Origin of the sequence: Streptomyces sp. NPDC048483 (assembly GCF_040651455.1) — a bacterium.
Taxonomy (GTDB): domain Bacteria; phylum Actinomycetota; class Actinomycetes; order Streptomycetales; family Streptomycetaceae; genus Streptomyces.
In genome coordinates this window covers 1-24,790 of the sequence record NZ_JBEZJZ010000010.1, presented here as the reverse complement: position 1 = coordinate 24,790, position 24,790 = coordinate 1, and the positions used below count along the sequence as shown (strand labels likewise).

General features: G+C 69.2%; 21 protein-coding genes and 2 pseudogenes. 11 read left to right on the top strand and 12 right to left on the bottom strand.

Annotated elements, in window-relative coordinates; genetic code table 11:
* Positions 1–4 precede the first annotated feature (4 nt).
* The 4 genes and pseudogenes from AB0D04_RS07810 to AB0D04_RS07795 all read right to left on the bottom strand — a co-directional run.
* A pseudogene (locus AB0D04_RS07810) lies at positions 5–871 on the bottom strand (family 43 glycosylhydrolase); the annotation flags it as partial.
* A gap of 463 nt (positions 872–1,334) precedes the next feature.
* Positions 1,335–1,766, bottom strand: a complete 432-nt coding sequence (locus AB0D04_RS07805; RefSeq protein ID WP_362700483.1) for an ML domain-containing protein — start codon at positions 1,764–1,766, stop codon at positions 1,335–1,337.
* On the bottom strand, positions 1,763–2,044 hold the full coding sequence (locus AB0D04_RS07800; RefSeq protein WP_362700481.1) for a hypothetical protein: 282 nt from the start codon (positions 2,042–2,044) through the stop codon (positions 1,763–1,765). Before AB0D04_RS07800 ends, AB0D04_RS07805 begins: the two co-directional genes overlap by 4 nt.
* A complete protein-coding gene (locus tag AB0D04_RS07795; protein WP_362700479.1) occupies positions 2,014–2,709 on the bottom strand; it encodes a hypothetical protein in 696 nt (231 codons plus the stop codon). Before AB0D04_RS07795 ends, AB0D04_RS07800 begins: the two co-directional genes overlap by 31 nt.
* A 328-nt stretch (positions 2,710–3,037) precedes the next feature.
* Here AB0D04_RS07795 and AB0D04_RS07790 point away from each other — a divergent pair, with 328 nt between their 5' ends.
* The 3 genes from AB0D04_RS07790 (at position 3,038) to AB0D04_RS07780 (ending at position 7,092) form a co-directional block, all read left to right on the top strand.
* Entirely contained in the window at positions 3,038–3,691 is a 654-nt protein-coding gene (locus AB0D04_RS07790; RefSeq protein WP_362700477.1) for an LPXTG cell wall anchor domain-containing protein, read from the top strand.
* A gap of 132 nt (positions 3,692–3,823) precedes the next feature.
* Positions 3,824–4,768 carry a Gfo/Idh/MocA family oxidoreductase gene (locus AB0D04_RS07785; protein ID WP_362700475.1) on the top strand — a complete coding sequence of 315 codons (945 nt, stop codon included), beginning with the start codon at positions 3,824–3,826 and terminating at the stop codon, positions 4,766–4,768.
* Between the two features lie 89 nt (positions 4,769–4,857).
* Positions 4,858–7,092, top strand: a complete 2,235-nt coding sequence (locus AB0D04_RS07780; protein WP_362700473.1) for an excinuclease ABC subunit UvrA — start codon at positions 4,858–4,860, stop codon at positions 7,090–7,092.
* 192 nt (positions 7,093–7,284) lie between these two features.
* Here the strand turns inward: AB0D04_RS07780 and AB0D04_RS07775 are convergent, their stop codons facing one another.
* The 3 genes from AB0D04_RS07775 to AB0D04_RS07765 all read right to left on the bottom strand — a co-directional run bounded on the left by AB0D04_RS07775 (position 7,285) and on the right by AB0D04_RS07765 (position 9,649).
* Entirely contained in the window at positions 7,285–8,292 is a 1,008-nt protein-coding gene (locus AB0D04_RS07775) for a WYL domain-containing protein (protein ID WP_362700471.1), read from the bottom strand.
* A gap of 122 nt (positions 8,293–8,414) precedes the next feature.
* Complete coding sequence (locus AB0D04_RS07770) at positions 8,415–9,125, bottom strand: NAD(P)-binding domain-containing protein (RefSeq protein ID WP_362700469.1); 711 nt, start codon at positions 9,123–9,125, stop codon at positions 8,415–8,417.
* A 95-nt stretch (positions 9,126–9,220) separates the two neighbouring features.
* On the bottom strand, positions 9,221–9,649 hold the full coding sequence (locus AB0D04_RS07765) for a hypothetical protein (protein ID WP_362700467.1): 429 nt from the start codon (positions 9,647–9,649) through the stop codon (positions 9,221–9,223).
* A 225-nt stretch (positions 9,650–9,874) separates the two neighbouring features.
* Here AB0D04_RS07765 and AB0D04_RS07760 point away from each other — a divergent pair, with 225 nt between their 5' ends.
* Entirely contained in the window at positions 9,875–10,477 is a 603-nt protein-coding gene (locus AB0D04_RS07760; RefSeq protein ID WP_362700465.1) for a TetR family transcriptional regulator, read from the top strand.
* 118 nt (positions 10,478–10,595) lie between these two features.
* Complete coding sequence (locus AB0D04_RS07755) at positions 10,596–11,663, top strand: winged helix DNA-binding domain-containing protein (RefSeq protein ID WP_362700463.1); 1,068 nt, start codon at positions 10,596–10,598, stop codon at positions 11,661–11,663.
* 212 nt (positions 11,664–11,875) lie between these two features.
* Here AB0D04_RS07755 and AB0D04_RS07750 read toward each other — a convergent pair whose 3' ends face one another.
* Both AB0D04_RS07750 and AB0D04_RS07745 read right to left on the bottom strand, forming a co-directional pair.
* Positions 11,876–12,016: a hypothetical protein gene (locus AB0D04_RS07750; RefSeq protein WP_362700461.1), complete on the bottom strand. Its 141-nt coding sequence runs from the start codon at positions 12,014–12,016 to the stop codon at positions 11,876–11,878.
* Positions 12,017–12,281: 265 nt separating this feature from the next.
* Positions 12,282–12,875: a cupin domain-containing protein gene (locus tag AB0D04_RS07745; RefSeq protein ID WP_362700459.1), complete on the bottom strand. Its 594-nt coding sequence runs from the start codon at positions 12,873–12,875 to the stop codon at positions 12,282–12,284.
* A gap of 217 nt (positions 12,876–13,092) precedes the next feature.
* Between AB0D04_RS07745 and AB0D04_RS07740 the strand changes: the two genes are divergently transcribed.
* From AB0D04_RS07740 to AB0D04_RS07730, 3 genes and pseudogenes are all read left to right on the top strand, one after another.
* Positions 13,093–14,253, top strand: a complete 1,161-nt coding sequence (locus AB0D04_RS07740) for an alanine racemase (RefSeq protein WP_362700457.1) — start codon at positions 13,093–13,095, stop codon at positions 14,251–14,253.
* 321 nt (positions 14,254–14,574) lie between these two features.
* Positions 14,575–14,961, top strand: a complete 387-nt coding sequence (locus AB0D04_RS07735) for a helix-turn-helix domain-containing protein (protein WP_362700455.1) — start codon at positions 14,575–14,577, stop codon at positions 14,959–14,961.
* 157 nt (positions 14,962–15,118) lie between these two features.
* Positions 15,119–15,349: pseudogene (locus AB0D04_RS07730) on the top strand (DDE-type integrase/transposase/recombinase); the annotation flags it as partial.
* A 74-nt stretch (positions 15,350–15,423) separates the two neighbouring features.
* Here AB0D04_RS07730 and AB0D04_RS07725 read toward each other — a convergent pair.
* Positions 15,424–16,356 (bottom strand): C1 family peptidase, encoded by a 933-nt coding sequence (locus tag AB0D04_RS07725; protein WP_362700453.1) that lies wholly within the window; start codon positions 16,354–16,356, stop codon positions 15,424–15,426.
* A gap of 1,663 nt (positions 16,357–18,019) precedes the next feature.
* Here AB0D04_RS07725 and AB0D04_RS07720 point away from each other — a divergent pair.
* Entirely contained in the window at positions 18,020–19,279 is a 1,260-nt protein-coding gene (locus AB0D04_RS07720; protein ID WP_362700451.1) for a hydrolase, read from the top strand.
* 244 nt (positions 19,280–19,523) lie between these two features.
* Positions 19,524–21,095 (top strand): DUF5722 domain-containing protein, encoded by a 1,572-nt coding sequence (locus AB0D04_RS07715; RefSeq protein ID WP_362700449.1) that lies wholly within the window; start codon positions 19,524–19,526, stop codon positions 21,093–21,095.
* A gap of 774 nt (positions 21,096–21,869) precedes the next feature.
* Here the strand turns inward: AB0D04_RS07715 and AB0D04_RS07710 are convergent.
* Entirely contained in the window at positions 21,870–22,196 is a 327-nt protein-coding gene (locus AB0D04_RS07710; RefSeq protein WP_362700448.1) for a MerR family transcriptional regulator, read from the bottom strand.
* A gap of 615 nt (positions 22,197–22,811) precedes the next feature.
* Between AB0D04_RS07710 and AB0D04_RS07705 the strand changes: the two genes are divergently transcribed.
* A complete protein-coding gene (locus AB0D04_RS07705) occupies positions 22,812–23,228 on the top strand; it encodes an ATP-binding protein (RefSeq protein ID WP_362700446.1) in 417 nt (138 codons plus the stop codon).
* A gap of 315 nt (positions 23,229–23,543) precedes the next feature.
* On the opposite strand, the gene AB0D04_RS07700 is transcribed toward AB0D04_RS07705, so the two are convergent.
* Entirely contained in the window at positions 23,544–24,059 is a 516-nt protein-coding gene (locus tag AB0D04_RS07700) for a hypothetical protein (protein ID WP_362700444.1), read from the bottom strand.
* Positions 24,060–24,790: the final 731 nt, after the last annotated feature.

Sequence of the window (24,790 nt, the reverse complement as noted above, 5' to 3'; positions counted from 1 at the left end):
GGTCTCAGTCGGTGTAGACCTCGGCCCGGTCCACGCTCACGAAGGATGCGGTGGACGGTGCGCTGTGTTCCCCGGTAACCCGAACGCGCAGGGTGTGCCTGCCGGAGGGCAGCCGCGGGCTGAGGTACTGGAGCGCCTCGCCCGTCCGGGGAGAGCCGTAGAAGTCGACGCGCTGTTCGGGGCCTCCGTCGACGCTGATGGCCGCGATGCCGTTGCCGGTGTCCTGTACGGACAGCAGCGCGATGCGGGTGCCGGTGAAGGTGAAGGCCGCAGTGTTGCCCGCCCGGTCGCTCGAGTGGTCGTCGTCCCAGAAGCACTGGGTCGCGCACCCCGTCCCCGAGTTCCAGGCACCCTGGTAGGAGACCTGGCCGGCTCCACTGGATCGGCCGTCGTCGTTGATCCAGTAATTGCCGTTGCCCGGGTCACCCGCTGGCACGTCCTGCGTCGCGCCCAGGGCGAACGGCCGGCCCAGGTCCGGGCTGCCGTCCGCGTGCCAGCCGATCGGCTGAGTCCGGGTCGTGCGGTTGCTGTAGGTGTAACCCGCGGTCGTCTTGGCGTGGTAGACGATCCAGTCCTGGGTGCCGTCGGGCGACCGGAAGAAGGCGTGGTGGCCGGGGCCGTAAGCCCCCTTGGCGTCGTCGCGGGCGAAGACCGGGCCGGGGTGCTGCTGCCAGTTGGCGGGCGTCAGGGGATCGGCGCTGTCCGGCAGGGACAGCATCCACAGCTGGTAGTCGGGCTTGCCGGTGTCGCAGGTCGAGTACGTCAGCCAGGTACGGCCGTTGCGGTTGAGGAACTCGGGGGCCTCGCGGACCTCCGGGCAGCCCCCGTCGGCCTTGAGGGCCACCGCGTCTCCGGAGACGGTGTACGGGTGGCCTGTATGAAGCGCTCGCCCGCGTCGGGTTCTCCGCCGCGGGCGGCCAGCGCCAATTCCGTCACCTGAGCTCGCCGTCGTTTTCCGACCGGCAAGCCTGCCAGCGGTCCGCATGCTGATCGGCCGGACCGACGGTTCGTCGGCCGGGTCCTCGCAGCCCGTCACACCCCTTACTGCCCTTACTGCTCGGCCGCATCGGCCGGCCCTGATGGCATTTCGGGGGCGCTGGCGCGAACGTCGAGGCGATGGACGGCGGTCAACTCCCCGGCTTGCTCCGCGCTCAGCCGGCTCCTGCCGCTGACGGCGTACGTCGGCGTACGTCGGCGTCCATGCTGGTGACGATTTTGCGCTGGTGAGTTGAGGCGGGCTTTCTTGCTGTGCCCCTGCGCGGAAGCTCCGGTGCAACGGAGGGGCGGCGGGCGCAGGCGGCGAAGACCCTGAACGGTACGCTCGCAGCCGGCGATCAGCCCTGCATGAAGTCCACCTTGAAGTCGAGACAGACCATGTCCTCTTCCTCGACTGTGAAGCCGCGGACGTTCACGGTGAACTTGGCGCGCGGGGTCTCTTTCTCCAGCTTCTTGGCGAGCGTCAGCGTCACCGGTCCCTCCTTGATGGTCTCGTCGCCGCCGCCGGTGTCACGAGTCAGGGTCCAACCTGCGGCGTCGTAGCCACGCAACATCTCGAACATGTCGAACTGCTTGTGGAGAAGCTTGACGAGGCCAAGCCTGACCGTGACGTCCAGGTAAGCGCCGTCCTTGATCTCCGTCTGGGCGACCGCCTTGATGGTTGCTTTCCACTCGCTGGCCGGCTTCATCGAATCCGGGGTGCTGGTGATGCTCTCGATCACCAGCGCGTCGTCCGGAAGTCCGCAGTTTGCGTAGCTCCAGTTAGTCATACACAAAGAGTAACGCCAGGACTACTCCCCGCGCCCGTTTCCGTCAGCCGCGGCGGGTGGACCGGCGAGGGATTGCCTCGTACCGGCCGGTCGGGCGCTTCTGGGGTGGACACGGCGGCCCTTGATCGTTTGCGGCAGGACGCCAGCATCTCCTCGAAGTCCGCCTCCAGGCCCAGGTCGCGCAGGTCGCGCTGTTCGGCGTCCGCGGGCAGCTCCAGCAGCCGCCGCGCCTCGTCATTGGCCAGCATCAGCCGCCGGTCGGGCCCGCCGATGAGCACTCCTTCACGGACGGCGTGCAGCACCACGTCGGGTGCTCGTACATGCGCGTCATCTCGGCCGGTCCCATACCGTGCGTCTGGAGCCGCAGCCGCCGGCTCACCAGTGCCGCACCGCCCACGGCCAGGGCGAGCGCCTCGGCTCCCGCCGCGGCGAGGAGCGGCAGTCCCTGGTTGACCGCTGCGGAGACGGTGGTGATCTCGACGCCCGCCGTGACCACGCCGACCACCCTCCCGCGGGCGTCGGTGACCGGCACCACCGCCCGGATCGCCCCGGTGGGCGCGCCGACGAAGGCCTCCGTGAACGACGCGCCGGTCAGCGCGCGCCGGGTCTCCTCGGCCAGCGGCTGCAGCACGGCCGTGGGATCGAGGGACCGCAGCGCCGCCGCGACAGCCGGCTGATGGGCGAACGCCTCGGCCACACCCAGCGACCGGGCCCCGGCCTCGGCTTCGCCGGCGTGCCGTGCCTGCACCACCTGCGCCACGCCCGCAGTACCGATCAGCAGGATAACGATCGCCGACTGCAGCCGGAACACCTGACCGGCGACGCCGCTCAGCGCACGCCGGCCGGCGCGTCGCGGCGCGTCTTCAGCAGGTGTGCTCGCGCCCGGGGGAGGCGCCGTCCGGGCCGCCTCGCGGCGGTTGCCGGCGTCCCGGAGAGCACGCATGGGTCGGGCCGCAGCCCGGACCAGGGCAGCCCGCATGTGTCGGAGCAGCGCCGAGACCTGACCCCTTTTCACCGCATATCAACACTTTTAACACGCCCCGCCTTCCGAGGAGGCCCACGGCGCTGCGGGACGCGCACCTGCGGCGGCGCGGACGTCCCGAGGGGCCGCACGCTCAATCGGCAACGTCCTCAATCGTTATGCGGAACCAATGGGACGAGTGATGTTCTCTACGGCATAAGCGTTTCCGTATGCCTTGACGGACTCGTGAGGTCGCAGGAAGCTGAGCCGCCCCCCACGGCAACCTTCCTCTTTCACCGATGGACTGCCCATGCGCCCGCTTGTTTCCGCAGGCACGCTCACGGCCGCCGTGGCCGCGTCCCTGCTGCTTGCTCCTTCCGCTTATGCCACCGCCCCCGGCGACAACGGCACCGTGAAGATCCACGACGCCACAACCGGGGAGGAACTCCGCAAGAACGAGCCCCACGTCTGCACCTTCTATCTCGACGCCTTTGGCTTCGACGACGGCCAGCAGGTCGACTGGCACATCGAAGCCTGGGCCCCGACCGCCGACGTCAAGGGCGAGACCGTGAAATCCGGTGCGCTGAACCTCGACGGCGAGGGGCACGGCCGTTCGCAGGACCTGGCCCTGCCCGACGGCCACTACAAGCTGTTCTGGAACTTCGACGGCGAGCACGGCCGGGCCAAGCACAAGGTCTTCTGGACCGACTGCAAGGACGCCGCCCAGCCCGGCGGCGGCAAGCCGTCGGCATCCGCCGCCCCGTCCGCCCCTGCATCCGCCACCCCGGCACCCGCCGGGGCCACACCGTCCGCCGCCGCGGCGGCCTCCTCGCCGTCCCCGTCCGCACCCGGCGGCGACCTCGCCGAAACCGGCAACGGTGCGCCCGTGGGCCTGCTCTCCACGGGGGCGGCCCTACTCGTCGCGGCCGGCGCCTACCTGGTGATCCGCCGCCGTAAGGCATAGCAGCAGAACTGACCCGGCCGGGCCCGTGCCTCGTGCCACGGCCTCATGGCCCATGCCCCCGTGCGACCTGGACCGTCCCAGGCCCACGGGGGCACTGCCGCGCGCGAGACGGCTCGTCCCTGGCCGGACGACATGAAGATCGCGTTGCTGGGCACCGGATTCGGGCAGGCACACGCCGCCGTGTACGCCGCGCGCCGCGGGGATGTCGAGGTGGTGATGTTCGGCCGGAACCCGGACAAGACCGCAGAGACCGCGGGGAAATTCGGTTTCGCCTCGTCCAGCGACCTGGACCAGGCATTCGAGGACGACTTCGACCTGGTCGACATCTGTCTGCCGGTACCACTGCACGCCGAGTACGTACTGCGGGCGCTGGACGCCGACAAGCACGCGCTGGTCGAGCTGCCACTCGCCGGCACCATGGACGACGCCCGGCGCGTGGTCGAGGTCACCGCACGCAGCGGCAAGCAGGTGTTCGTGGACATGTTCGAGCGATTCATCCCGGCCAACCGGGCGCTGTTCGACGCCGTCCGCGACGGCACCTACGGCCGCCTTGAGCAGCTGACGCTGTGGAACTGGACCGCACACTTGTGGCCGGGCGTCTCGCTGGGGCTCAAGACGCTGCCGCTGGAGGCCATGCACAGCGACATGGACATCGTCACGCGCACCCTCGGCCGGCCACGCAGCGTCGAGGTCACCACGGTGGCCCGCGACGGCGACAGTGCCGCGATCGAGGCGACCCTGGGATTCGACGGCGCATTCGCCCGCGACTCGGTCTCCTCGCTGATGCCCATGGCGTGGGGCGCCCGCGGCGGTTACACCGCCACCTTCAGCGACGGTGTGCTGGAGGCGGCCTCGTCGATGGGCTTCGACGGCAAACCGACCGGCACGCTCACTGCCTACACCGCTGCCGGTGCCCGCGAGCTGGATCTGCCGCCCGCCGACCAGTACACCGCGGTGATCGACCACGTCCTGGCCTGCCTGCGCGGCGAGGTCGCCAACGAGATCGCACCGGCCACCGCGCTGGATGCTCTCCAGCTCACCCTCGACATCGACCAACAGGTCAACGGCACCAAGTAGACGGGCCAACAGCGACCGCCCGGCATCTGCTCAGCGTGGTCGGCAGATGGCACCGCGCCCCTTTCCGAACGCGAACTTTCAGAGAGCTCATGAACGAGGAAATCCTCATCGAGGGCGCACGCGAGCACAATCTCCACAACGTCTCGCTGCGTATCCCCAAGCACAAGATCACGGTGTTCACCGGTGTGTCGGGCTCGGGCAAGTCGTCGTTGGTGTTCTCGACCCTCGCGGTGGAGGCACAGCGGCAGTTGAACGAAACCTTCACCACGTTCGTCCGCAACCGGCTGCCGCGCTACGAGAAGCCCGACGCCGACCGGATCGACCATCTGTCCACCGCGGTGGTCGTGGACCAGAAGCCGATCGGCGCCAACGCCCGGTCCACCGTCGGTACCGCCACCGACCTCGCCTCGATCATCCGGCTGCTGTTCTCGCGCACCGGAGAACCCTCGGCGGGCATGGCGACGGCGTACTCCTTCAATACGCCCGAGGGCGCCTGCCCAACCTGCGCCGGGCTCGGCCGGACCGTCCAGCCCGACCTGGACACGTTCTTCGACACCGCCAAGTCGCTGAATCAGGGCGCGCTGCGCTTCCCGCTGTTCAACATCGGTGGTGTGCAGTGGAACCTGTTCACCCGCACCGGCCGGTTCGACCTGGACAAGCCGCTGAAGCGCTACGGGCAACAGGAGTGGCGACGCCTGCTGCACGGCGAATCCGGCTCCTTGGCGGCCTGTGACGAGGGGCTGATCCCGCGTTTCGAACGTCTCTACCTGGGCCGGGACATCTCCACCCTGTCGCCCCGCACCCGTAAGGCCGTCGAGGATTTCACGGTCCAGGGCACCTGCCCCAGCTGTCACGGGGCACGGCTGAACGAGGCCGCACTGGGGACCCGCGTCAACGGACACCGCATCAGCGACTGGATGGCGATGGAAATCACCGAGCTGATCGACGTACTCGGCCGGGTCGACCACCCCTTGGGCACACCGCTCGCCGAACAGGCCGCCTTGGGACTGCGGCGCCTCGACGACATCGGGCTGGGATACCTCAACCTGGGCCGCGAGACCTCGACCCTGTCCGGTGGCGAGGCGCAGCGCCTGAAGACGGTGCGCTTCCTCGGCTCGTCGCTGACCGGGATGACGTACATCTTCGACGAGCCGTCCACCGGCCTGCACCCCCGAGACGTCGGCCGTATGAACGCCCTGCTGCGCGAGCTGCGCGACCGCGGCAACACCGTGCTCGTCGTCGAGCACGACCGCGACGTCATCGCCGCCGCCGACCACGTCATCGACATGGGCCCCGGCGCGGGCACCCACGGCGGCCGCGCCGTCTACCAGGGCACCGCCGCCGGGCTCCGCAAAGCCGACACCCTCACCGGCCGCTGCCTGCGCCGCACTCCGGCACTGAAGGAACAGGTCCGTACCCCGACCGGCTGGCTGACGGTCAAGGACGCCGCCCTGCACAACCTCAAGGACATCACGGTCGAGATACCCACCGGTGTGCTGACCGCGTTCACCGGGGTCGCGGGATCGGGCAAGTCCACCCTGGTCACCGAGGTGTTCACCGCCCAGCACCCCGAAGCGATCATGGTCGGCCAGGGCAGCATCGGCGCGTCCTCCCGCTCCACTCCGCTCAGCCACCTCGGCGTCATGGACACGCTCCGCAAGGCGTTCGCCAAGGCCAACGGCGTCGACACCGGGTACTTCAGCTTCAACTCGCGCGGCGCCTGCCCCGTCTGCCACGGCAAGGGCGAGATCACCACCGACATGGCCTTCATGGACCCGGTCACCACCACCTGTGAGACCTGCGCCGGCACCCGCTACGCCCCCGACGTGCTCGCCCACACCCTGGGCGGCAAGAACATCGTCGACGTTCTCGGCCTCACCGCCGAGGAAGCCGCCGGCTTCTTCACCGACCGCACCCTCACCCGCAAGATCGGCCTGCTGAACGAGGTCGGCCTCGGCTACCTCACCCTGGGCCAGCCCCTCTCCACCCTCTCCGGCGGCGAACGCCAACGCCTCAAGCTCGCCGGGGCACTCCACAAGACCGGCGGCATCTACGTCCTGGACGAACCCACCACCGGCCTGCACATGTCCGATATCCAGACCCTGCTGGCCCTCCTGGACCGGATGGTCGACGCGGGCAACACCGTCCTGGTCGTCGAACACGACCTCGACGTCATCGAGCAAGCCGACTGGATCATCGACCTCGGCCCCGACGGCGGACGGGGCGGCGGCCGGATCGTCTTCGAAGGCACCCCCACCGACCTCCTGACGGCCGAAGGGTCCTTCACCGCGGAGCACCTCCGCCGCGACCTCGCCGGCTCATGACCGGCCGGGCATCCCCCGTCGTCCGCAGCGTCGGTCTCCTGCCCATCGGAACCGGCGAGCTTCTCGGCCAGCCCCTCGTCCGGCCCGCCCGAGGCCGCTCCGGCAGTTCCCGCAGACGAGCAACTCCCAGACGAACAACTCGCAGTGCGGACAGTGCCCTTGGCCATGCCCTCAGCCGTCCAGGTATGCCGCTCAGCCCCCGCCCCGGCTCTGGACCTGGAGGGCGCCCAGGGCACGTTCGGCGATCCGCTGCAGGTGCGGGACGATCTCGGGCGGTCCGACGAGGGTGTAGTCCAGGCGCAAGGCGGCGATACGGAACGCCAGGTACTCGGGAGAGTCCACGGCCGTGCGCAGCCGACAGCGGTGCTCGTCGATCCGCTCAAGCACTCCGAGCGAGGACGGCACGCCCTCGGCGGCGCGCTCGATCGGTGCGTGGACGATCAGTTCGGCGCGGCAGTTGCCAGGCCCGGCGGCCAGGGCGTCGGCCACATAGGCGGCGGCGTCCTGGCCGTCGGGCAGCTCGCGTTCGGGGACGCGGGAGCCGGTGCCGTGCAGGTCGTCGATCCGGTCGACGCGGAAGGTACGCCAGTCGGCGCGGTCCAGGTCGTACGCGACGAGGTACCAGCGCCGCCCGGCGGCCACCAGCCGCTTGGGCTCGGCCAGCCGCCTTGAGGGCGCCCCGCGTGCCGGGGCGTAGCCGAAGCGGATCTTCTCGTGGGCGACGCAGGCGGCGGCGAGGGCGGACAGCAGCTCGGCGTTGGCCCCTTGGACGGGCTGGGGCAGGAAGGTGGCGGCCTCGGCGAGGTGCGACACCCGGCGGCGCAGCCGCGAGGGCAGCACCTGTTCCAGCTTGGCCAGGGCTCGCAGTGAGGTGTCCTCGATGCCGCTGACCGCTGCCGTGGTCGCCGCGCGCAGGCCGATGGCGATGGCCACGGCTTCGTCGTCGTCCAGGAGCAGGGGCGGCATCGCGGTGCCCGCGCTGAGGCGGTAGCCGCCGATGTTGCCCTGCGTGGCCTGGACGGGATAGCCCAGCTCCCGCAGGTGCTCGATGTCACGGCGGATGGTGCGGGGCGTGACCGCCAGACGCTCGGCGAGCTCGGCGCCCGTCCAGTCCCGCGGGGCCTGCAGCAGCGACAGCAGCTGCAGCAGACGGGCAGCGGGATCTCTCGTTCCCCGCACCGCTCCTGGATCGATTGGCATACCGCTCACCATCACCGACCTCTAGGACGTCGAGTGACCTATTGAGCCCCTACCGTCGAAAATGCCGGATGAAACACCCGTTTCCTCCCCATTGAGACGCGCCGACCTCCACCAAGGACTCCTCAGCGGCGTACGACTTTGACACCGAAGTGGCCGCCGAGGGCGAGGCCGATGGCGCTGTGCATGCCTGCGTACATCTCCATGCCGCGGGCACAGACGATGTCGCCGACGTCGAGGACGTCGGTCCAGCCGTAGGAGGTGAGCAGGTCGGTGACGGCCTTCTTCGCGCCGGCGTCCTGGCCCGCGACGAACATGGTGTGGTCGCCGCCGCCGATCGCCTTGGGGTTGACGACGGTCTCCTGCTCCTGGGTGACGAAGGACTTGACGACCTTCACGTCGGGCAGGGCGCGCTGGATCTGCTCGCCGAGGCTGTCGGTGTCGCAGGGGTCGAGCTTGGGCATCACGCCCCACGGCGTGGGCCAGGGGTGTTCGATGTCGGGGTTGTAGAGGTACGGGACGGCGTAGTCGATGAGGACCTTGCCGGCCAGCTGGTCGCTGATGGCGGTCAGTGTCGCGAGGGCGTTGTGGCCGTCGATGCCGTTGATGACGAGGTTGTCGGCGGCGGACGCGGCCTCGCCGAAGGGGAGCAGGGTGATGCCGGGGTGATCGGTGAGCCACTCCTTGTAGGGGACGTTGCCCATCATGTCGGGTTCGGTGCGGGCCAGGGTGGCTTCCGGGTCGCGGGTGCCGACGTAGACGTCGTGGCCGAGCTCGGCGAGCCGTGCGGCGTGGGCGCGGCCGCCGCCTCCGGTGCCCAGGACTGCGATCTTCATAGGGAACTCCTCGTGATTCATGGCCGGTTGGCCGATTGGTAGTTGGCCGGTTGGCCGGTTGGCCGGGGCGTTGAGGGAAGGGGTGGGGTCAGGGGTCAGGCGCCGGTCATCTTGCGGAAGGCGTCGATGTCGTTGGGGCCGAAGACGCCGATGATGTAGCCGTCCAGGTCGCGGAAGAAGAACTCCCGGCCGGTGCGGTCGTAGCTGTCGACGGTGCCCAGGACGCCGAAGCCGAGCTTGTCGTAGAAGGCGGCGGTGGCCAGGGGATCCTTCACGGCCAGGCAGGAGGCGCTGTTCATCATGGCGGAGCTCTCCTTTGTGGGGGTGGGGACAGGCGGTCGTGGGGGTGGCGCTGAGCCAGAAGGGCTGGCCGGAGGGGCCGGCAGGACCGTCCAGCGGCCCTCGCCGGGCCGGCGGGCGGGCTTGGTGGCACCCGGCTCGATCAGGAGCTGCTCGGCGGCTTCGGCGCCGTCGAAGGCCAGGTCTTCCATGGGGCTTCGGATACCGACTCCATCGATCGGCACATTTGTACCGTAACCCATGCAGCACGAATGCGCAATTAGGACATAAAAGCCCACGGTGCGAGAGTTTCTCGCTGGCGTTCATCGCCGGGTGGAATCGATAACCTACGCACAGTAAGCAAATGGCCCGGTCGGGGGCCTGCGACCCGGTACTCGCAGAATGATTGCGGTACATTCGTGCCGTAAGGTCTTGTCAACAGGTGACGGTCCGGGAAGGGGAGTGTGGGCATGGCCAGGGAGGTGCCGGCGAAGCGGCGGCGTGATCCGCAGCGGCGGATCGAGGAGATCAGCGCCGCGACCGTGCGGGTGATCGCCGCGCGCGGCATCGAGGGGCTGACCCATCGGGCCGTGGCCGAGGAGGCCGGGGTGCCGCTGGCGGCGACGACGTACCACTTCGCCGCCAAGGACGACCTGATCGAGGCCGCGCTGCGGCGTTCGGTCGACGGCTACGCCGCCTACCTGGAGGACTGGGTGGCCCAGCGCCCCGGCCTCACCGCCGAACAGCTCGTCGTGCTGCTCACGGATGTGCTCATGGGCTGCTTCGGGCCGCAGCGCGACCAGCAGACGGTGGAGTTCGAGCTGTTCCTGGCCGCGCTGCGCCGCCCCGCCCTGCAGCCGATCGCCGACCGGGACATCCAGCTGAGCATCGATGCCCTGTCGCACTACGTCGACCGGGACACCGCCGAGGCCGCCGCCGTGGCCATGACGGGCCTGGGGCTGCGCGGTCTGGCCGGCAGCAAGGCCCCGACCCGTGCCGAGGTGGAGCGCATCCTGCGCCGCATCCTCACCCCCAACCCCGCCCTGCCCACGCCATCCTCCGACCAGCCGTGATCCCCGAGGGGCCGCCATTCGTACCGTCCGTCGCCGTATCACCGCCGCCCAGCGCCGTACCCGCCTGGTACAGCGCCAGCTGCTGGAGCCGGCACGGCGGGCGGCCACCGTGCGGGAGGTGGCCGGTGCGGTGCTGGCGCTGCACGCCACCGACGCCGCGACCGTCTACCTGACGGCCGCGGCCCGCCTCGCCGAACCACACCACGGCGAGGTGGAACGCGCCTTGTACGAGCGGGAGTCGCTGCTGCGGATGACGGCGATGCGCGGCACCCTCTTCGTGACGACCACGGACCTGGCACCGGTACTTCTGGCGGCAGCCGGACGGTCCACCGCAGCGGGGCGTACCAAGCACCTGCTGGGCCAGCTGGAGCAGGGCGGCATCGGCGACGGCGAGTGGCTGGCGAAGGTCACCCGCGATGCCGTGGCCGTGCTGCACGAGCGCGGCGAGGCCACGACCACCGAACTGGCCGCCGAGGTACCGGGGCTGGAGCGGCAGCTGGTCATCTCGCCCGGCAAGAAGTACGAGTCGCGCCGCAGCATCGCCACCGACGTGCTGTTCGCACTGGCCGCCGACGGACGCATCGTGCGCGCCACCCGCCGCGGCGGCTGGACCAGCAACCAGCACGCCTGGGCGCCGGCCCCCGAACTCCCCGACATCGCAACGGCCTCGGCCCGCACCGAACTGGTCCGCCACTGGCTGACCGCCTTCGGCCCGGGCACCCTCGCCGACCTGAAGTGGTGGACCGGCTGGACGGTCACCGACACCCGCAAGGCGCTGGCCGCCACGGGTGCGGTGGAGGTCGCCCTGGACGAGAGCACCGGCTATGCGCTCCCCGAAGATGTGGAGCCGGTCACCGAGACCGCGCCGTGTGCCGCGCTGCTGCCCGCCCTCGACCCCACCCCCATGGGCTGGCGCGACCGCGACTTCTACCTCGACCCCGCCCACCGCCCCGCCCTCTTCGACCGGATGGGCAACATCGGCCCCACGGTGTGGTGGGACGGCCGGATCGTCGGCGGCTGGGCCCAGCGCCGCGACGGCACCCTGGCATACCGGCTGCTCACCGCCGTAGGACGGGAAGCGAGGTTGGCCATCGAGGCCGAGGCCGCCCGCCTCGCGGCCTTCCTCGACGACCGCCGCTTCATCCCCGCCTACCGCACCCCACTGGAGCGCGAACTCGCCGGGTGAGCCCGCCTCCAGGGCCGCTTTCCGGAAGCCGGCGGTACGGGTGCACGAGTGTCGATCCGGACGACGCTGCCGGGTGCGGCAGCGCATCGCGCTCACACCTTCCCTTACGCGGCAGGTGAGTTGACGGTGTCGTGGACGGCGAGGGTCAGGCGCAGGGTGTCCAGGACGCTCGCCGGGGTGAGCCGGTGGGCCGCTCCCGTGCGCAGACAGGTTCATGCGTGGTCAATGGCCCACTCGTAGGCGTGCGCCTCGGGAAGGGCGACCGTCCGGCGGTCCTGGCCGGTGTGTTCGGTGAGGGTGGTGATCCCGGCGTGAGCCATACCGAATCCGGTGCCCATCAGGCCGATCTTCACGGGTCGTTCCTCCTTGTGGGCTTCGGCCGATGCGTACAGATGGAGAGCAGGCGGAGTCAGGCGGGGTGGGAGCGGTTCCGCACGGGTCTGGGCGGGTGCTCTTCCCGATGGCTTCCCGAAGTTCGGAGTGTGGTCTCTTACCAGCGACCTGCGCGGAGGCATTCGCCGGCGGCACGCGGGGCCAGTTGAAGATCGCTTCCCGAGCGGAGAGTGATTGTTTCCCGAAATCCGAATCGCTGTTCCGCGCGTGCGGTTTCTCTGCTTCTCACAAGCGTGGTGGGGTCTCGGACCAGACGCAGACTGCGGGGACGTTGCCCGGGTTGTGGTACCGGTGCGCGGTGGTGGATTCGAAGCTGACGCAGTCGCCGGGCTGCAGGTGGTACTGCACGCCGTCGACCCAGTAGTCGAGTTCTCCGCTCAGGAGGAGGCCGACTTCTTCTCCGGCATGGGTGTGCGGGCTGTCGCCGGAGGACGCTCCGGGGGCTACCTCCAGCATCATCATTTCGAGCCTGCCGCCGTGTTTGGGGTTGAGGAGGGTGTAAGTGACCCCTTCCACTCCTGCCCGGGTGAGCTCGACGCGCTGGTCGGGGCGTGTGAGCACGCGGCGCTCGCGGTCGGCTGCCTGGAAGAGGCTGCTGAGTGTCGTGCCGAGGGCCTCGACGATCGTGCGCAATGTGTTGATCGTCGGGCTGTTCACGTCCCGCTCGACGTTGCTGAGATAGCTGCGGGACAAGCCCGTCTTTCCCGCGAGGTTCTCCAGCGTGTAGCCCCGCCCCAGCCGCTCCCGGCGCAGGTGCTGCCCGATCCCGTCGTTGCGCGGGGCCGGCGGTGGAGCGGGCGCTTGATCGTCGGTCGGCACAGAACACACCCTTCGTCCAGTAAACAGAACAGAGCATCCAGCATAGTGTTTGCTGACCTGGTCCTACATAATCTACGCTCCATCTCATATACAAGATGCTCCTGTGTGATGGCCGCCCTTCGTCGCAGTCCGGACAGGGCAGCCGCCTGCCCACGAGCCGGGCACGCCAGGGCGCCTCCGCACGACAGCGCCGGCGCCCCGGCGGTCTGGAGGACCGATGAACCACCACGACACGCCACCCCACGGACACCGGACCGGCGAGCTGCCCGAGCTGCGGCTCAACCTGCACGCGCTGGAACACAACGTCCAGCTCATGGCGGCCTGGTGCCACGACCAGGGCGTGGAGCTGTGCCCGCACATCAAGACCACCATGACGCGCCCCATCGTCGAACGGCAGCTGGCCGCCGGGGCATGGGGTCTGACGGTGGCCACCGTCAGACAGGCAGGCATCGCCCTGAGCTGGGGAGCACGGCGCATCATCATCGCCAACGAGGTGATCCACCGCCCCGACCTCGCCCTGGTGCGGCGATGGATGGACGAGACACCCGGGCTGGAGCTGTACTGCTTCGTGGACTCGATGACAGGGCTGAGCCTGGCCGGCCTGGCCATGGACGGCGCACGCAATCCGCTGCGCGTCCTTATCGACATCGGCGCGAACCAAGGACGCACCGGGGTACGACAGCCCCCCGCAGCGCATGAACTGGCTACGGCGGCCCAGGCGTCACCGGGAATCCTCCTGGCCGGTGTCGCCGGTTACGAGGGCATCCGGCCCAACCGCCGGGACCCCTCCACCCTGACGGACGTCGACGCACACTGCCGCGAGGCGATCACAGTCTTCCGCAGCCTGACACCGCTGTTCCAGACCGCACAGCCCCTCTTCAGCATGGGCGGCTCCGCTTTCCCCGACCGGGTCGTCCACGCCCTTGCGGAACTCACCGGACAAGGGGACGGCCCGCGGATGCTGCCCGTCCTGCGCTCGGGCTGCTACGTCACACACGACCACGGCACCTACGAACACGTCTCACCCCTGCCCGGGCTGAGCCCGGCACTGACCGTCCGGGCGGTCGTGCTCTCCACACCGGAACCGGGACGGATCGTCGTCGGCGCCGGCAAACGCGAACTGCCCTACGACGCCGGACTGCCGGTACTCGTCAGCGCCCGAGACCCACAAGGCGCACCCAGGCAAGCCGCACAGGCCACCGCGGCCCACATCTACGACCACCACCTGGTCCTCACCGACGCAAGCGGCCTGCGCGTGGGCGACCAGGTCGACCTCGGCATCTCCCACCCCTGCTCCGCCTTCGACCGGTGGCCCGACATCACCGTCACCGACGACGAGGGCCACACCCACGACGTATGGCACCCCCAATTCCGGTAACCCCGGCCGCGCCCCGGCTGCGCCTGGCGGTGGGGTGCGGGTCGAGTCACCATGGGGGCGTACGGGCACTACTTGTGAACCGTGCGTGGAGTCCTGCGGGTGGGCATGCCTGCCATCCTGCTCGATGAGATCAGCACCGCGCGGCGTGTCGCACGCCGACCAGGCCCTGGTGCATCCAGGCTGCGGCAGTCGTGACCCCTTTGCTCCTGATCGGCCCGCCAGTCATGCCCATTGCCGCCGCCCACCCGATGTCCCGGACCGCCAGCGAGCGGCACCGGCTGAAGAAGGCGGCCAGGGGCCAGAACCGAGCGCCGGCTGCGGGTGCGCGTGCAGATCGTGCTGCACGCAGCCCGCGGGATGGCGAACGCCCGTATCGCCGAGCGGGCCGGTGTTCACGTGGACACCGTGCGCACCTGGCGGGGCCGCCTTACCAAGGGGGGCCTGGCCGCTCTCGCGGGGACCGCCACCGCACCGGCCGCCCGGCCTCCCCCACCCCGCTGCAGGACGCTCAGGTCACGGCGCTGGCATGCCAGTTGCCCGCCGAGACCCGGGTTCCACTGTCCCGATGGAGCTGGCCGGAGCTGCCCGGAGCTGGCCCGCGAGGCCATCACGCGCGGTATCGCCACCGGCCTGTCGGCTTCCACCGTGCGCCGCTGGCTGACCAGGGACGCGATCAAACCCGAATTTTCCGCCGCACTGGCAGCTTGATCAACACCCGAAGAATTTCCGGAGGCAACCACTTAGGTACGGTCGGAAGAAGACTTGGAAAGCGTGTTGCGGGCACCCCCTCACGGGTTCGAATCTCGTATCCTCCGCCACGGCTGACCAAACAAAACGAAGGTCCCGACCGCTCAGCGACCTCTTCTCCCGCCGCCTGCTCGGTTACGCGACGGGCGCCCGTCACGACGCCGGCCTGGTCGTCGCCGCCCTCAACATGGCCGCGGCCACCCGTGGCGGCGACGTGCGCGGCGTCATCTTTCACAGTGATCGCGGGAGCGAGTACGGCTCCCGCAGGTTCCGGCGGGCCTGCCGCAGGTTGAAACGTCACACCACCCCTGTTGACCAGCGGCTTTTCAAGATGGAACGGCCTGACTGACCGGCGCGCCCGTATGTGACGTGTCGAGAGGAATCGGTCACGCACACACGGGCGCCGGCCGGGAACTGCCGGGACTACTGGACGAGTTTGCCGATGGCGTTGGCCTCCTCGACCTGGCTGGACAGGAAGTCCCACGACAGGTTGATGTAGCCGCCGTCGCCCCAGTTGCCGCCCCAGGAGTTCTCGACGCGGACGCCCTGGTCGTTGTAGCCCACGATGGTGATCTCGTGGCCGCCGAGGACCGGGTCCTCGTCGCCACCAGGCTGGTACGAGTAGTCGGCCGCCGTCTGCTGGGAGATGTCCTGGAAGCTCTGGTGGACCGGGAGGGAGATGGCGACCGGCTCGCCGTCGGCGAGGGCCTGCTTCACGTCGGCCTGGATCTGGTTGCCGGTGTGCAGCTTGGTGTGGCCCGACAGCTTCCAGTGCGCGGCATTCTGGCGCTCGGCGTCGCTCGGCTGGGTGGTGAAGTCGAAGTCGCCCTGGGTGTAGTCCGACTTCGAGTCGACGCCCTGCGACTCCGCGATGCTGAACGTGTCGTCCGGGGTGCTGCCCTGGTCGTTGCCCTTGGATATCTGGGCGTACGTGTACATGGGCGCCTGCGGGCCGCCGGAGATGCCCTGCTGCTTCTCCTGGATGCTGTAGCCGGAGTAGTCGATGGCCCAGGACACGCAGGAGCCCACCTGGCCCTGGTTGCCCGGTTCGATCGCGTACTTGCTCAGGTCCACGCTGTCCGGCACGACCTTGGGCGCGCCGCCCTTGTGCGGCGAGAGGGCCGCGAGGCGGGAGACGACCGAGGTGTGCGAGGAGAGCGTGCTCACCTTGCCGCCGGACGGCAGCTCGGCGCCGAGCCCGAAGTGGTGGTGCGCGCCGGCGTGGGTGTCGAACGTGCCCGAGGCCGAGGCGATGCCGGCGGACACGGCGGCGATGCCACCGGCGACGGCCACGGCGATGGCGGCGCGGGTTCTCGTGTTGGTCTTCTTCTTGTGCGAGTTGTGCGAGGGGGTCATGTGGGGGGTCTCCTGAAGGACGGACGCTCTGCGACCCGGTGCGGGTCACGGGCCGCCGGCCGTGGCCGGCCGACGGAGCTTGGATGGGCGGGGAGGCGGGGTGCGCCTGGAATCCGGTGGTGCCGGGCGCGGGAGTACCGAGCCGCGGAGGCCGGTGCTCGCACGGAACCGTTGCGACGCGTGTCGTGCCGCGGTGGCTGAGGCAGACCCGCCGGGCCTGCTGACCTGCGGCACGGAGACGTTGTCAACGACCGTGTGCGGAAGGGCGGTTCAGCAGGTGACCCCGGTAGGTGGCGCGCAGCACGGCTGCGGTGCAGTGGGCCGAGGGGTGCCTGGCTATCGCGCGGGGCGGCAGGATCCCGGGACGGCACCAGGGGTGCCCGTGGCCAGGGGCCGGGGTGCGGCGGCGGGCGCGCCGGGGCGGCGCGGTCGGGATCCAGGCGAGGTCCGCAACTGAGTCTCCTTGCATACGGCAGCAGCCCGTGCCCACCAGCCGCCGGGGGCGGTCGTGGTGCTCGGGCGGCTCCCATGGGTGTGGGGGGTAAGGAGCCTGAAGCGCCGGACTGCCGATCTTGGAGGGACCATCGATGAATTCCGGTGGAACTTCTGTTCGGCGGGCCGGCTGGGGCAGGAAGTTATGCGGCTCCCGCATCGGGCGTCAATGGCCGAAAGTCCTTGGGCAGCGCACAGTTGGGGCACAGATGACGTGAATGTGCCAAAGATTTCAAGTGTGCTGGTGTGGGGTGGTGAGGGTAGGGATCGTTCACTCGCGTCGCCAGGGTGGCGCCGGCGGTGTGTGGGGTGGCGCCGGCAGTGGCTTCACTTCCGTGACCAGGGAAAATGCGGTTGGGAGTGACCGGTTGGGCGGGGTGGACACCGCCGTCGGGAGGGGGCGGGACCGAGGGGCGGGACCGGCCCGGCGGAAAGCGCGCCTGGGCGCTGGCCGCACCCCCCTTCCTTTTCCTTCTCTTTCCTCTCTCATGGGGTTGGGCATGCGCATGAAGGATGCCGACGGGCGGCGCTCGCCGCCAAGGTCCGCTCAGGGCACCTGACTTACACCGAGGGCGTACGCGCCGGGACATACCCGCCGCTGGGCGCGGGCCACATCGACGTGGACGCCATCGCGGCCGGCCTGGACGCGCACGGCCACGACGGCTGGTCCGCCCTCGAACAGGACGCGATCCTCACCGCGGAACCACCCCCCCCGACGGTCCCGGCAGCCCGGTCGAGGCCGTGGGCGCCGGCGACGAGCGCCTGCGCGCGGCACTGCGCCGGGCCACGTGCGGACGGCGAGCCGGAGGGAGGGAGAGCTCCTCAAGACTCGTGCGGGTCAAAGCACTTGCAGATCAAGACACTTGTAGATCGGCAGGCCCGGCCGGCACGATGCGCTGCCGCATCACCCATGCCAGCGCCTCGGCCACCAGCAGATTCCTCCCCTCCGCGTTTTCGCATGCACACGGATCCACGTACGGTCGGCAACGGCACGGGGCCGAGACCGTGCACTTCAGGTCGCGCTGGTAGTGCCCGTGTCACCAACCGTGCAGGGGCGTGAACTCTCCGCACAATCAAGGGTGTTGGCTTGGCCATGGCAAATTAGCTATTACGATGAGCGCCAGCCGATTGCCGGTCACGCGGCGATCGCCCCCCACGGAGAAGGCTGTCCATGAAACACGCACGAAGGCGTCACAGCCGGTTGCGCGCCCGGGTCGCCAGTACCACTGGAGCGCTGGCCGTCGTCCTGAGCGCCGGAGTCGGGTCGGCTGCCGCCGCCGGGAAGAGCACCGGTACGCCCATGACCGCGGCGGCGGCCTTGGACGCGGCGCAAGCCCCGGGCCAGGAGGCGTCCTTGAATGTGGCGCCGGCCCCGGGCCAGCTGACTCTCCCCGCCCCGACCGGGCGCTACCGCGTCGGAACGGCCGACCTCCACCTGCGCGACTCGTCACGCACGGATCCGTGGGTGCCCGGACAGCAGCGCGAGCTGATGGTCTCGCTGTGGTACCCGGCCACACACACCAGCCACTATCCCGCCGCACTCCTCCCGAACAGTCAGCAGGTGCTGCCGGGCGGGGTGACCCTGCCCACCACTGCCGGGCACACCGGCGCCCCGGTTGACCGCAAGGCCGGCAAGCTGCCGGTGCTGCTGTACTCGCCCGGGCTGCACGGGAACCGGGGCCAGGCGACTGCACTGGTTCAGGACCTGGCCAGCCGCGGCTACTTGGTCGTCACCCTCGACCACACCCACGATTCCAGCGACGTGGTGTTCCCCGACGGGCGGCATGAGGTGAACACCATGCCGCCGGGATCCCACTCGTCCCACACGATCGCCATCCGGGCGGCGGACACCCGCTTCGTCATCGACCAGCTGGCCGCGATCGCCCACGGCCACAACCCGGATGTGGAACACAAGCCGCTCCCCCACGGGCTGTCCAAAGCCGTGAACATGAACCGTATCGGGATGTTCGGCTCTTCCCTCGGCGGAGGGGCGGTGCCCGCGGCCATGCACGCGGACTCCAGGATCGACGCCGGCGCGAACCTGGACGGCCAGCTCTTCGGATCGGAGATCGACAAGCCGCTCAACCGCCCCTTCCTGCTGTTCAGTTCCGAACACCACAACCGCAACAGCGATGGGAGCTGGGCACGGTTCTGGAGACACCTGCACGGAGAGCGGCTCGACCTGAAGCTGCGCGGCTCCGGGCACAACTCCTTCGTCGACAACCAGGTCCTGTTCCCCCAGGCGCCGGGCGCATTCGGGCTGACCCCGCCCCAGCTGGAGCAGATACTCGGCACGATCGACCCCAACCGCTCCATCGAGGTCCAACGCACCTACCTCGCAGCCTTCTTCGACAAGCACCTGCGCCACCGGCACAGCCACCTGCTCGACGGCCCCTCGCGCCATTACCCAGAGATCGACTTCATCCGCTGAACCGACCAGAGGTCACCGTCGACCACTGCACAGCGCGACGGTATGTCGCGGGCGTACGCCCGCACCGCACGCTGCGCCTGCTGCAGACGCCCGACGGACGGCCTGTGGCCCAGGCAAATCAGCGGAGGACCTTCGAGGGCATCTGATCAACGTTCACGAGGGCGTGGCATAACGTCCGTTTCGATCCGCCAGGTTGATGCGAACGGGGACGGTTCACCACGACGCCACACGCATGAGGAGAATCATGGCCAGAGCAGCCCGGTATCTCGCGGCCCTCGTGCTGCTCCTCTCCGCCCTCGTCCTCCCTGAGGCCCTCCAGCCCACTGCCGGTGCCGAGACGGCTCCGCTGCCGTACCCGACGCGGTCCGACTACCGCATCAAGGGCATCCAGCCGGACTTCTGGTCCAACAAGGACGAGATCGCCGGCAACAACGCCGGCGGTGTGTCCATGAACCTCGTCTGGGCGGACTGGGAGCCGAGCGCCAAAACAGCCCCCTGCGCTGACGGTGAGCAGGAGTTCGGCGGTCGCTGCTTCACCATCCGGCCCGAGGTGGACTCGGCCATCAAGGAGTGGACCGACCGGGGCCTGGTGGTCACCGCCATCGTCTACGGCACGCCCGCCTGGGCCCGCCAGGGCCGCCCCTGCGATCCCGCGCCCGGCTACGAGCTGTTCTGCGCGCCCACCGACCCCGCCGACTTCGGACGGTTCGCCGGAATGCTGGCCCAACGTTACGACGGCCTGCACGGGCACGGCCGGATCGCCGACTTCGTGATCGACAACGAGGTCAACACCAACACCTGGTTCAACATCGGCTGCGGCCGAGGCGAACCCTGCGACACCACACAATGGCTCGACCAGATTGCGGCCAACTACAACGCCGCCTACGACCGCATCACCGCCCAGCAGCCCACCGCCAAGGTACTGACCTCACTGGACCACCACTTCGGTACGGCCTATGACCTGCCATCCGACCACGACGCGATGCTGTCCGGCATGACCGTACTCAAGGGCCTGGCCGCCCGGACGGGATCGCGCCAGTGGCGGGTCGCCTACCACCCCTACGCCCCAGACCTGTTCAAGCCCGCTTTCTCCGCCGATGACTTCCCCAAGGTCACCTACGGCAACATCGGCGTAGTGGTGGGCTGGCTACGCCAGCAGTTCCCGCACGCCCCCTCCGCCTGGACGATCCAGCTCACCGAGAGCGGCATCAACTCCGGAGACCAGTCCAACGAGTCACAGCAGGCAGCAGCCGTGTGCGACGCCTTCCGCAATGTGCTCGGCACACCGGACATCGAGAGCTACATCTACCACCGGATGCAGGACAACCCCGCCGAAGGCGGCCTCAGGCTCGGCCTCCGCAGACAGGACGGCTCCGCCAAACCCGCATGGTCCACTTGGGCGCTGGCCAACCGCAATGACCTGCCCACACCCCAACTCTCCTGTGGCTTCGAGCACCTGCCCTACACCCTGCTGCGCCGCGGCTACCGCCCCGACCGGGGACACATCACCTCCTCCCGGCTGCTGCCGCCCGGATTCACCCAGGAGCAGACCTGGAAGCTGCTGCGCCACCAGGCGCCCGGCACCACCATGCTCTACGAGTGCAAGATGGGCGGGCACACGCTGCTCACCCGCGACCCCGGCTGCGAAGGCCAGTTCCCCATGGGACCCGTCGGCTACCTCCACACCAGCCAGGTGAGCAATTCCGTACCTCTCTACCGCTGCTACATCCCCTCCAACGGAGACCACTTCGTCTCCAGCGCCGCCGACTGCGAAGGCCACACCAGGGAATCCGTCCTCGGCTACGCGTTCCCCTAGCACCTCTCAGCGGCGTCGGGGACTGGCGGCTCGCCCTGGGCGGGATGCGTCGTCCGCAGCGGTGAGCGGGATCGACCACCGTCATACACACTGGGCCCGGCCGGGCCCGGCAAGCGACACCCTTCGCGCGCGCGGAGCCCAGGGGCCGCGAGCAGCCGAGCGTTGCCACCTCGCCGGGAGGCGTGGCTCAGCGGAAAGCGGAGTACAACCAGGCCCGCCCCGAACACGGCGCGCCGTCGTAGCCCGCCACACGCAGGAGCCCCGCCGGAATACTCCGGCGGGGCTCCTGCGTCTCACACAGCCCCTATGACGGGGGCCAAGACTATACGGGCCTGACCAGGTGGAAGACCTCCCGGGCAGCGTAGCGTTTGAGGCATCGGACGATTTCGCGTCGGGTCTTGCCCTCCTTGATGCGGCGTTCGCAGTAGTCCTGGGTGCGCGGGTCGAAGCGGCCCTGCGCAGGATTTCCCGCTCGAGCTCGAGTTCCTTCACCCGCGCCCGCAGCTGTCGGTTCTCCGGCCTTCCCCCTCACCCCGCACCACGCCACCCGGGCGGCAGCCCCGGAGCCTGCCCGGCCCCCAGGGCTGCCGGCGGTCGGCCATGCGTTGGGGCGTGCCGAGTCGGCCAAGCGATGCAAGGCCCTCTTGAACCTCGGTGCGGCGGACGGGCCTGGTTCACGGTGTAGGCCCGTCCGCCGGGGGCAACGTCTGCCGTCGCGGGGTCAGGTGTGCCCGCAGCGGTGATCAGCTCGGGCAGGTTGGTCTCGAAACGCCGTTACGAGGTGGCGCCGCGGGTGCGCAGTTCTTCGTTGATGCGCTGGGCTTCTTCGAGTTGGTCTTCGAGGATGATGATGCGGCAGGCGGCTTCGACGGCGGTGCCGGCGTCGACGAGTTCGCGGGCGCGGGCGGCGATGCGTAGTTGGTAGCGGGAGTAGCGGCGGTGGCCGCCTTCGGAGCGCAGCGGGGTGATCAGTCGGTTTTCACCGAGGGCGCGGAGGAAGGCGGGGGTGGTGCCGATCATTTCGGCGGCCCGGCCCATGGTGTAGGCGGGGTAGTCGTCGTCGTCGAACTTGTCGACGGGGCGGGAACTGCGAGGGGGCATAGACCTCTTCTTTCGGGGACGCGTCGAGGGGCCCGAGTGCCGTACTGGCACCCGGGCCCCGAGCTTTTAACACCATCTACCGGCTGACTGCGCCGGCCTTCTTGTTCCGCTGGTCCGCCTGGGAGGGCGGGGTTGCGGGGATCGCGGATGCGTGACCGGGGACCACCTTCCAATCCGGGGCCTGCGGTACCCGAGCGGTGCTCTTCCTCGCCCGGGCGATCCTGATGGCGTCTGCTCCTTACCTCATTCGGTTACTCGGTTGTACTGCTGGATATCGCGGGTACTGCATGCGGCCCCTGGGGCCGCTCGGCCCGGCAGCCAGTGAAGGGACCCACCATTTCCGGCCCTGCCACTCCACTGCCGTTCCGCATCCTGCCTGACCTGCCGGCACGGCAGGTCATCTCTGCCGAGCCCTCTTCGACTTCTTGGGTACGAGAAAACACTAACCCCCACACGCACCCATGTCTACTCCCGCTGTCACAGATTTTCTCAACATCCAGTGAGTGGACTTCTGCCTCATACACACCCGGAAGAGTGCCATCCGGGGTTGAGGACCAGCCCAGCGGGCACAAGCTGAGCCCGGCGGCACAACCGACCCAAGTGGGGTGTGAGCGCATGAACGACATGACGACAACCAGCACGACAGCCCTCAGGCCCCCTGTCGTCCTTGAAGACGACAGCCCCGCCGGCATCCCTCGCACCCGCCGCGTCGCCCGCGCTTTCGCCGACAGCCTCGACCCGGCCCTGACCCCCCAGACCGCGGAAACCCTGACCCTGGTGGTCTCCGAACTCGCCACCAACGCCCTGCGCCACGGCGGCGGCCACTACATCCTCGAACTCAGCGCCACCGCCGACGCGGTGAACGTCGCCGTCAGCGATCTCAACCCGGCGCCCCCGCGCGAACGTACCCCCGACCTCAACGACGGCACCGGCGGCTTCGGATGGCACATGATCTGCCACCTCACCGACAACGTCACCACCACCCCCGGCCCCGGACAGGGGAAGACCATCCACGCCCGCCTCACACGATGACCCCGCCCACGACGGCCTTGCACCGGTTGGCTGTCCACCTCGGCGCGCCCCGACGCATGACCAACCTGCGGAGGGCCAGGCGTCCCGTCTCGTTTGATCTTGCTGGTGACCGAGGCTGTGACCAGGGATGAGGCGAAGGCAGGTGAGACGGATCTTCGGCGGAGTCTCAGTTGATGTTGTCTCCCAGCAGCACTTCCATAGAGCTGTCTCACTTGATGTTGTCGGTCAGTCGTCTTCGACTGCTGTGCGTCGGCGGAAAGACCGAGCTGCCAGCGGCGCCGGTGGTGCCTTTCGGCGCCCACGCTGAATCTTCTGCTATTCACTCCCCACCGGGGGTCCGTCACCTCGGGCATAGAAGGATTCGACCCCGTGCCATGGGGACGGGCCGCCCAGTGTCCGGGCAAGGTGTTCCTGCGACGTATCGAGCGAGCGGCGAGCCGCGTTGGCGAACTTCAAGTGCGCCTCGTGCAACCCGCTGTGGATCGGCCGGAGCTCTTCGAGGTCTGTCGGCTGACGGCCGTGGAAGAGAATGGTGAACTCCTCGATGATGTCGCAGGGTTGCTCGGCCGCCGTGACGGCTTCCCGGCTTGCCACCAGGCACATCGATTGCAGCGCGGCGTTGAACGGTTCCCAGACGACGGCAGGCCGGCGCTTGTCGAGGAACGCGTGGCGGAGCTCCATCTCCACGGTGCCGAATGCCTGCAGGAACTTTTCGTAGGCGACCGTCCTCGACTCCCGAAGCCACTGCCGGTTCTGGCTACGACGGCCGACGATGCCGCCTGCGATGACACCCACGATGGTGGCGGCAACGCCACCTGCGGTCGATATCAAGAGCCCCCATGGGACAGCCACGTCACGTCTCCCTCACGGCTGTGTGTCACCTTCGCCAGCGATCCTGGACTGGACATACCGGGCTAAGGCGATCGCCTGCTCCACGCTTCCTGGACGTGGCTGATCACGAGAACCCCATCAGACCGGTCCAGTTACACCCCGTCAACGGCCCACCACGGGCGAATCGGACAACGTCGGATGAGACGGAGGCAAGGTCGCATGAGACGGGACACCAGGCCAACTCTCGCGCTCAGCCGAGCCACCTGAAGCACTCACGGGCCAGGTCGAGCGCTCGGTCGCACTTGGCCGGCCCCGGGCTCCGGTCGGGAAAGTCCCCGATCGCGTCACAGGCAGGCGTCACACGGTGACGCCTGCTGAACGCGAACGCCGACAGCTAAGTCCAGCGGCTGATCGACCTGTCCAACGCCCTCCTCGCGACGGAGACGACCTTCGGGCCCCTTCCCGCCGAGTCTGCCAAACAAGCTTTACTACACCCGCGACCGGGACTCGATTCCCATGATTCGCAACGCGTTCCGTACTGCCGCATTCCTGTAGCGGCAGCGTGCGACAGACCATATGCCGATGAGCGAGCGCGGGCGACGTCAAAACGCCCTGATATCCGTCACCCCGAAACCGTCCGGCGGGGTGCATCCGGGAGTACCCTGGAATTACCGAGGACATTTCGCATAAGAGTTTCTAAGCTCCTGTCGTTCTCGGCGATTCACAATACC

Coding starts and splice junctions, on each gene's coding strand:
- AB0D04_RS07805 (WP_362700483.1), bottom strand. CDS start 1,766: ATGACTAACTGGAGCTACGCAAACTGCGGACTTCCGGACGACGCGCTG.
- AB0D04_RS07775 (WP_362700471.1), bottom strand. CDS start 8,292: ATGCCAATCGATCCAGGAGCGGTGCGGGGAACGAGAGATCCCGCTGCC.
- AB0D04_RS07710 (WP_362700448.1), bottom strand. CDS start 22,196: ATGCCCCCTCGCAGTTCCCGCCCCGTCGACAAGTTCGACGACGACGAC.
- AB0D04_RS07720 (WP_362700451.1), top strand. CDS start 18,020: ATGAAACACGCACGAAGGCGTCACAGCCGGTTGCGCGCCCGGGTCGCC.
- AB0D04_RS07715 (WP_362700449.1), top strand. CDS start 19,524: ATGGCCAGAGCAGCCCGGTATCTCGCGGCCCTCGTGCTGCTCCTCTCC.
- AB0D04_RS07740 (WP_362700457.1), top strand. CDS start 13,093: ATGAACCACCACGACACGCCACCCCACGGACACCGGACCGGCGAGCTG.
- AB0D04_RS07705 (WP_362700446.1), top strand. CDS start 22,812: ATGAACGACATGACGACAACCAGCACGACAGCCCTCAGGCCCCCTGTC.
- AB0D04_RS07725 (WP_362700453.1), bottom strand. CDS start 16,356: ATGACCCCCTCGCACAACTCGCACAAGAAGAAGACCAACACGAGAACC.
- AB0D04_RS07760 (WP_362700465.1), top strand. CDS start 9,875: ATGGCCAGGGAGGTGCCGGCGAAGCGGCGGCGTGATCCGCAGCGGCGG.
- AB0D04_RS07780 (WP_362700473.1), top strand. CDS start 4,858: ATGAACGAGGAAATCCTCATCGAGGGCGCACGCGAGCACAATCTCCAC.
- AB0D04_RS07795 (WP_362700479.1), bottom strand. CDS start 2,709: ATGCGTGCTCTCCGGGACGCCGGCAACCGCCGCGAGGCGGCCCGGACG.
- AB0D04_RS07785 (WP_362700475.1), top strand. CDS start 3,824: ATGAAGATCGCGTTGCTGGGCACCGGATTCGGGCAGGCACACGCCGCC.
- AB0D04_RS07770 (WP_362700469.1), bottom strand. CDS start 9,125: ATGAAGATCGCAGTCCTGGGCACCGGAGGCGGCGGCCGCGCCCACGCC.
- AB0D04_RS07790 (WP_362700477.1), top strand. CDS start 3,038: ATGCGCCCGCTTGTTTCCGCAGGCACGCTCACGGCCGCCGTGGCCGCG.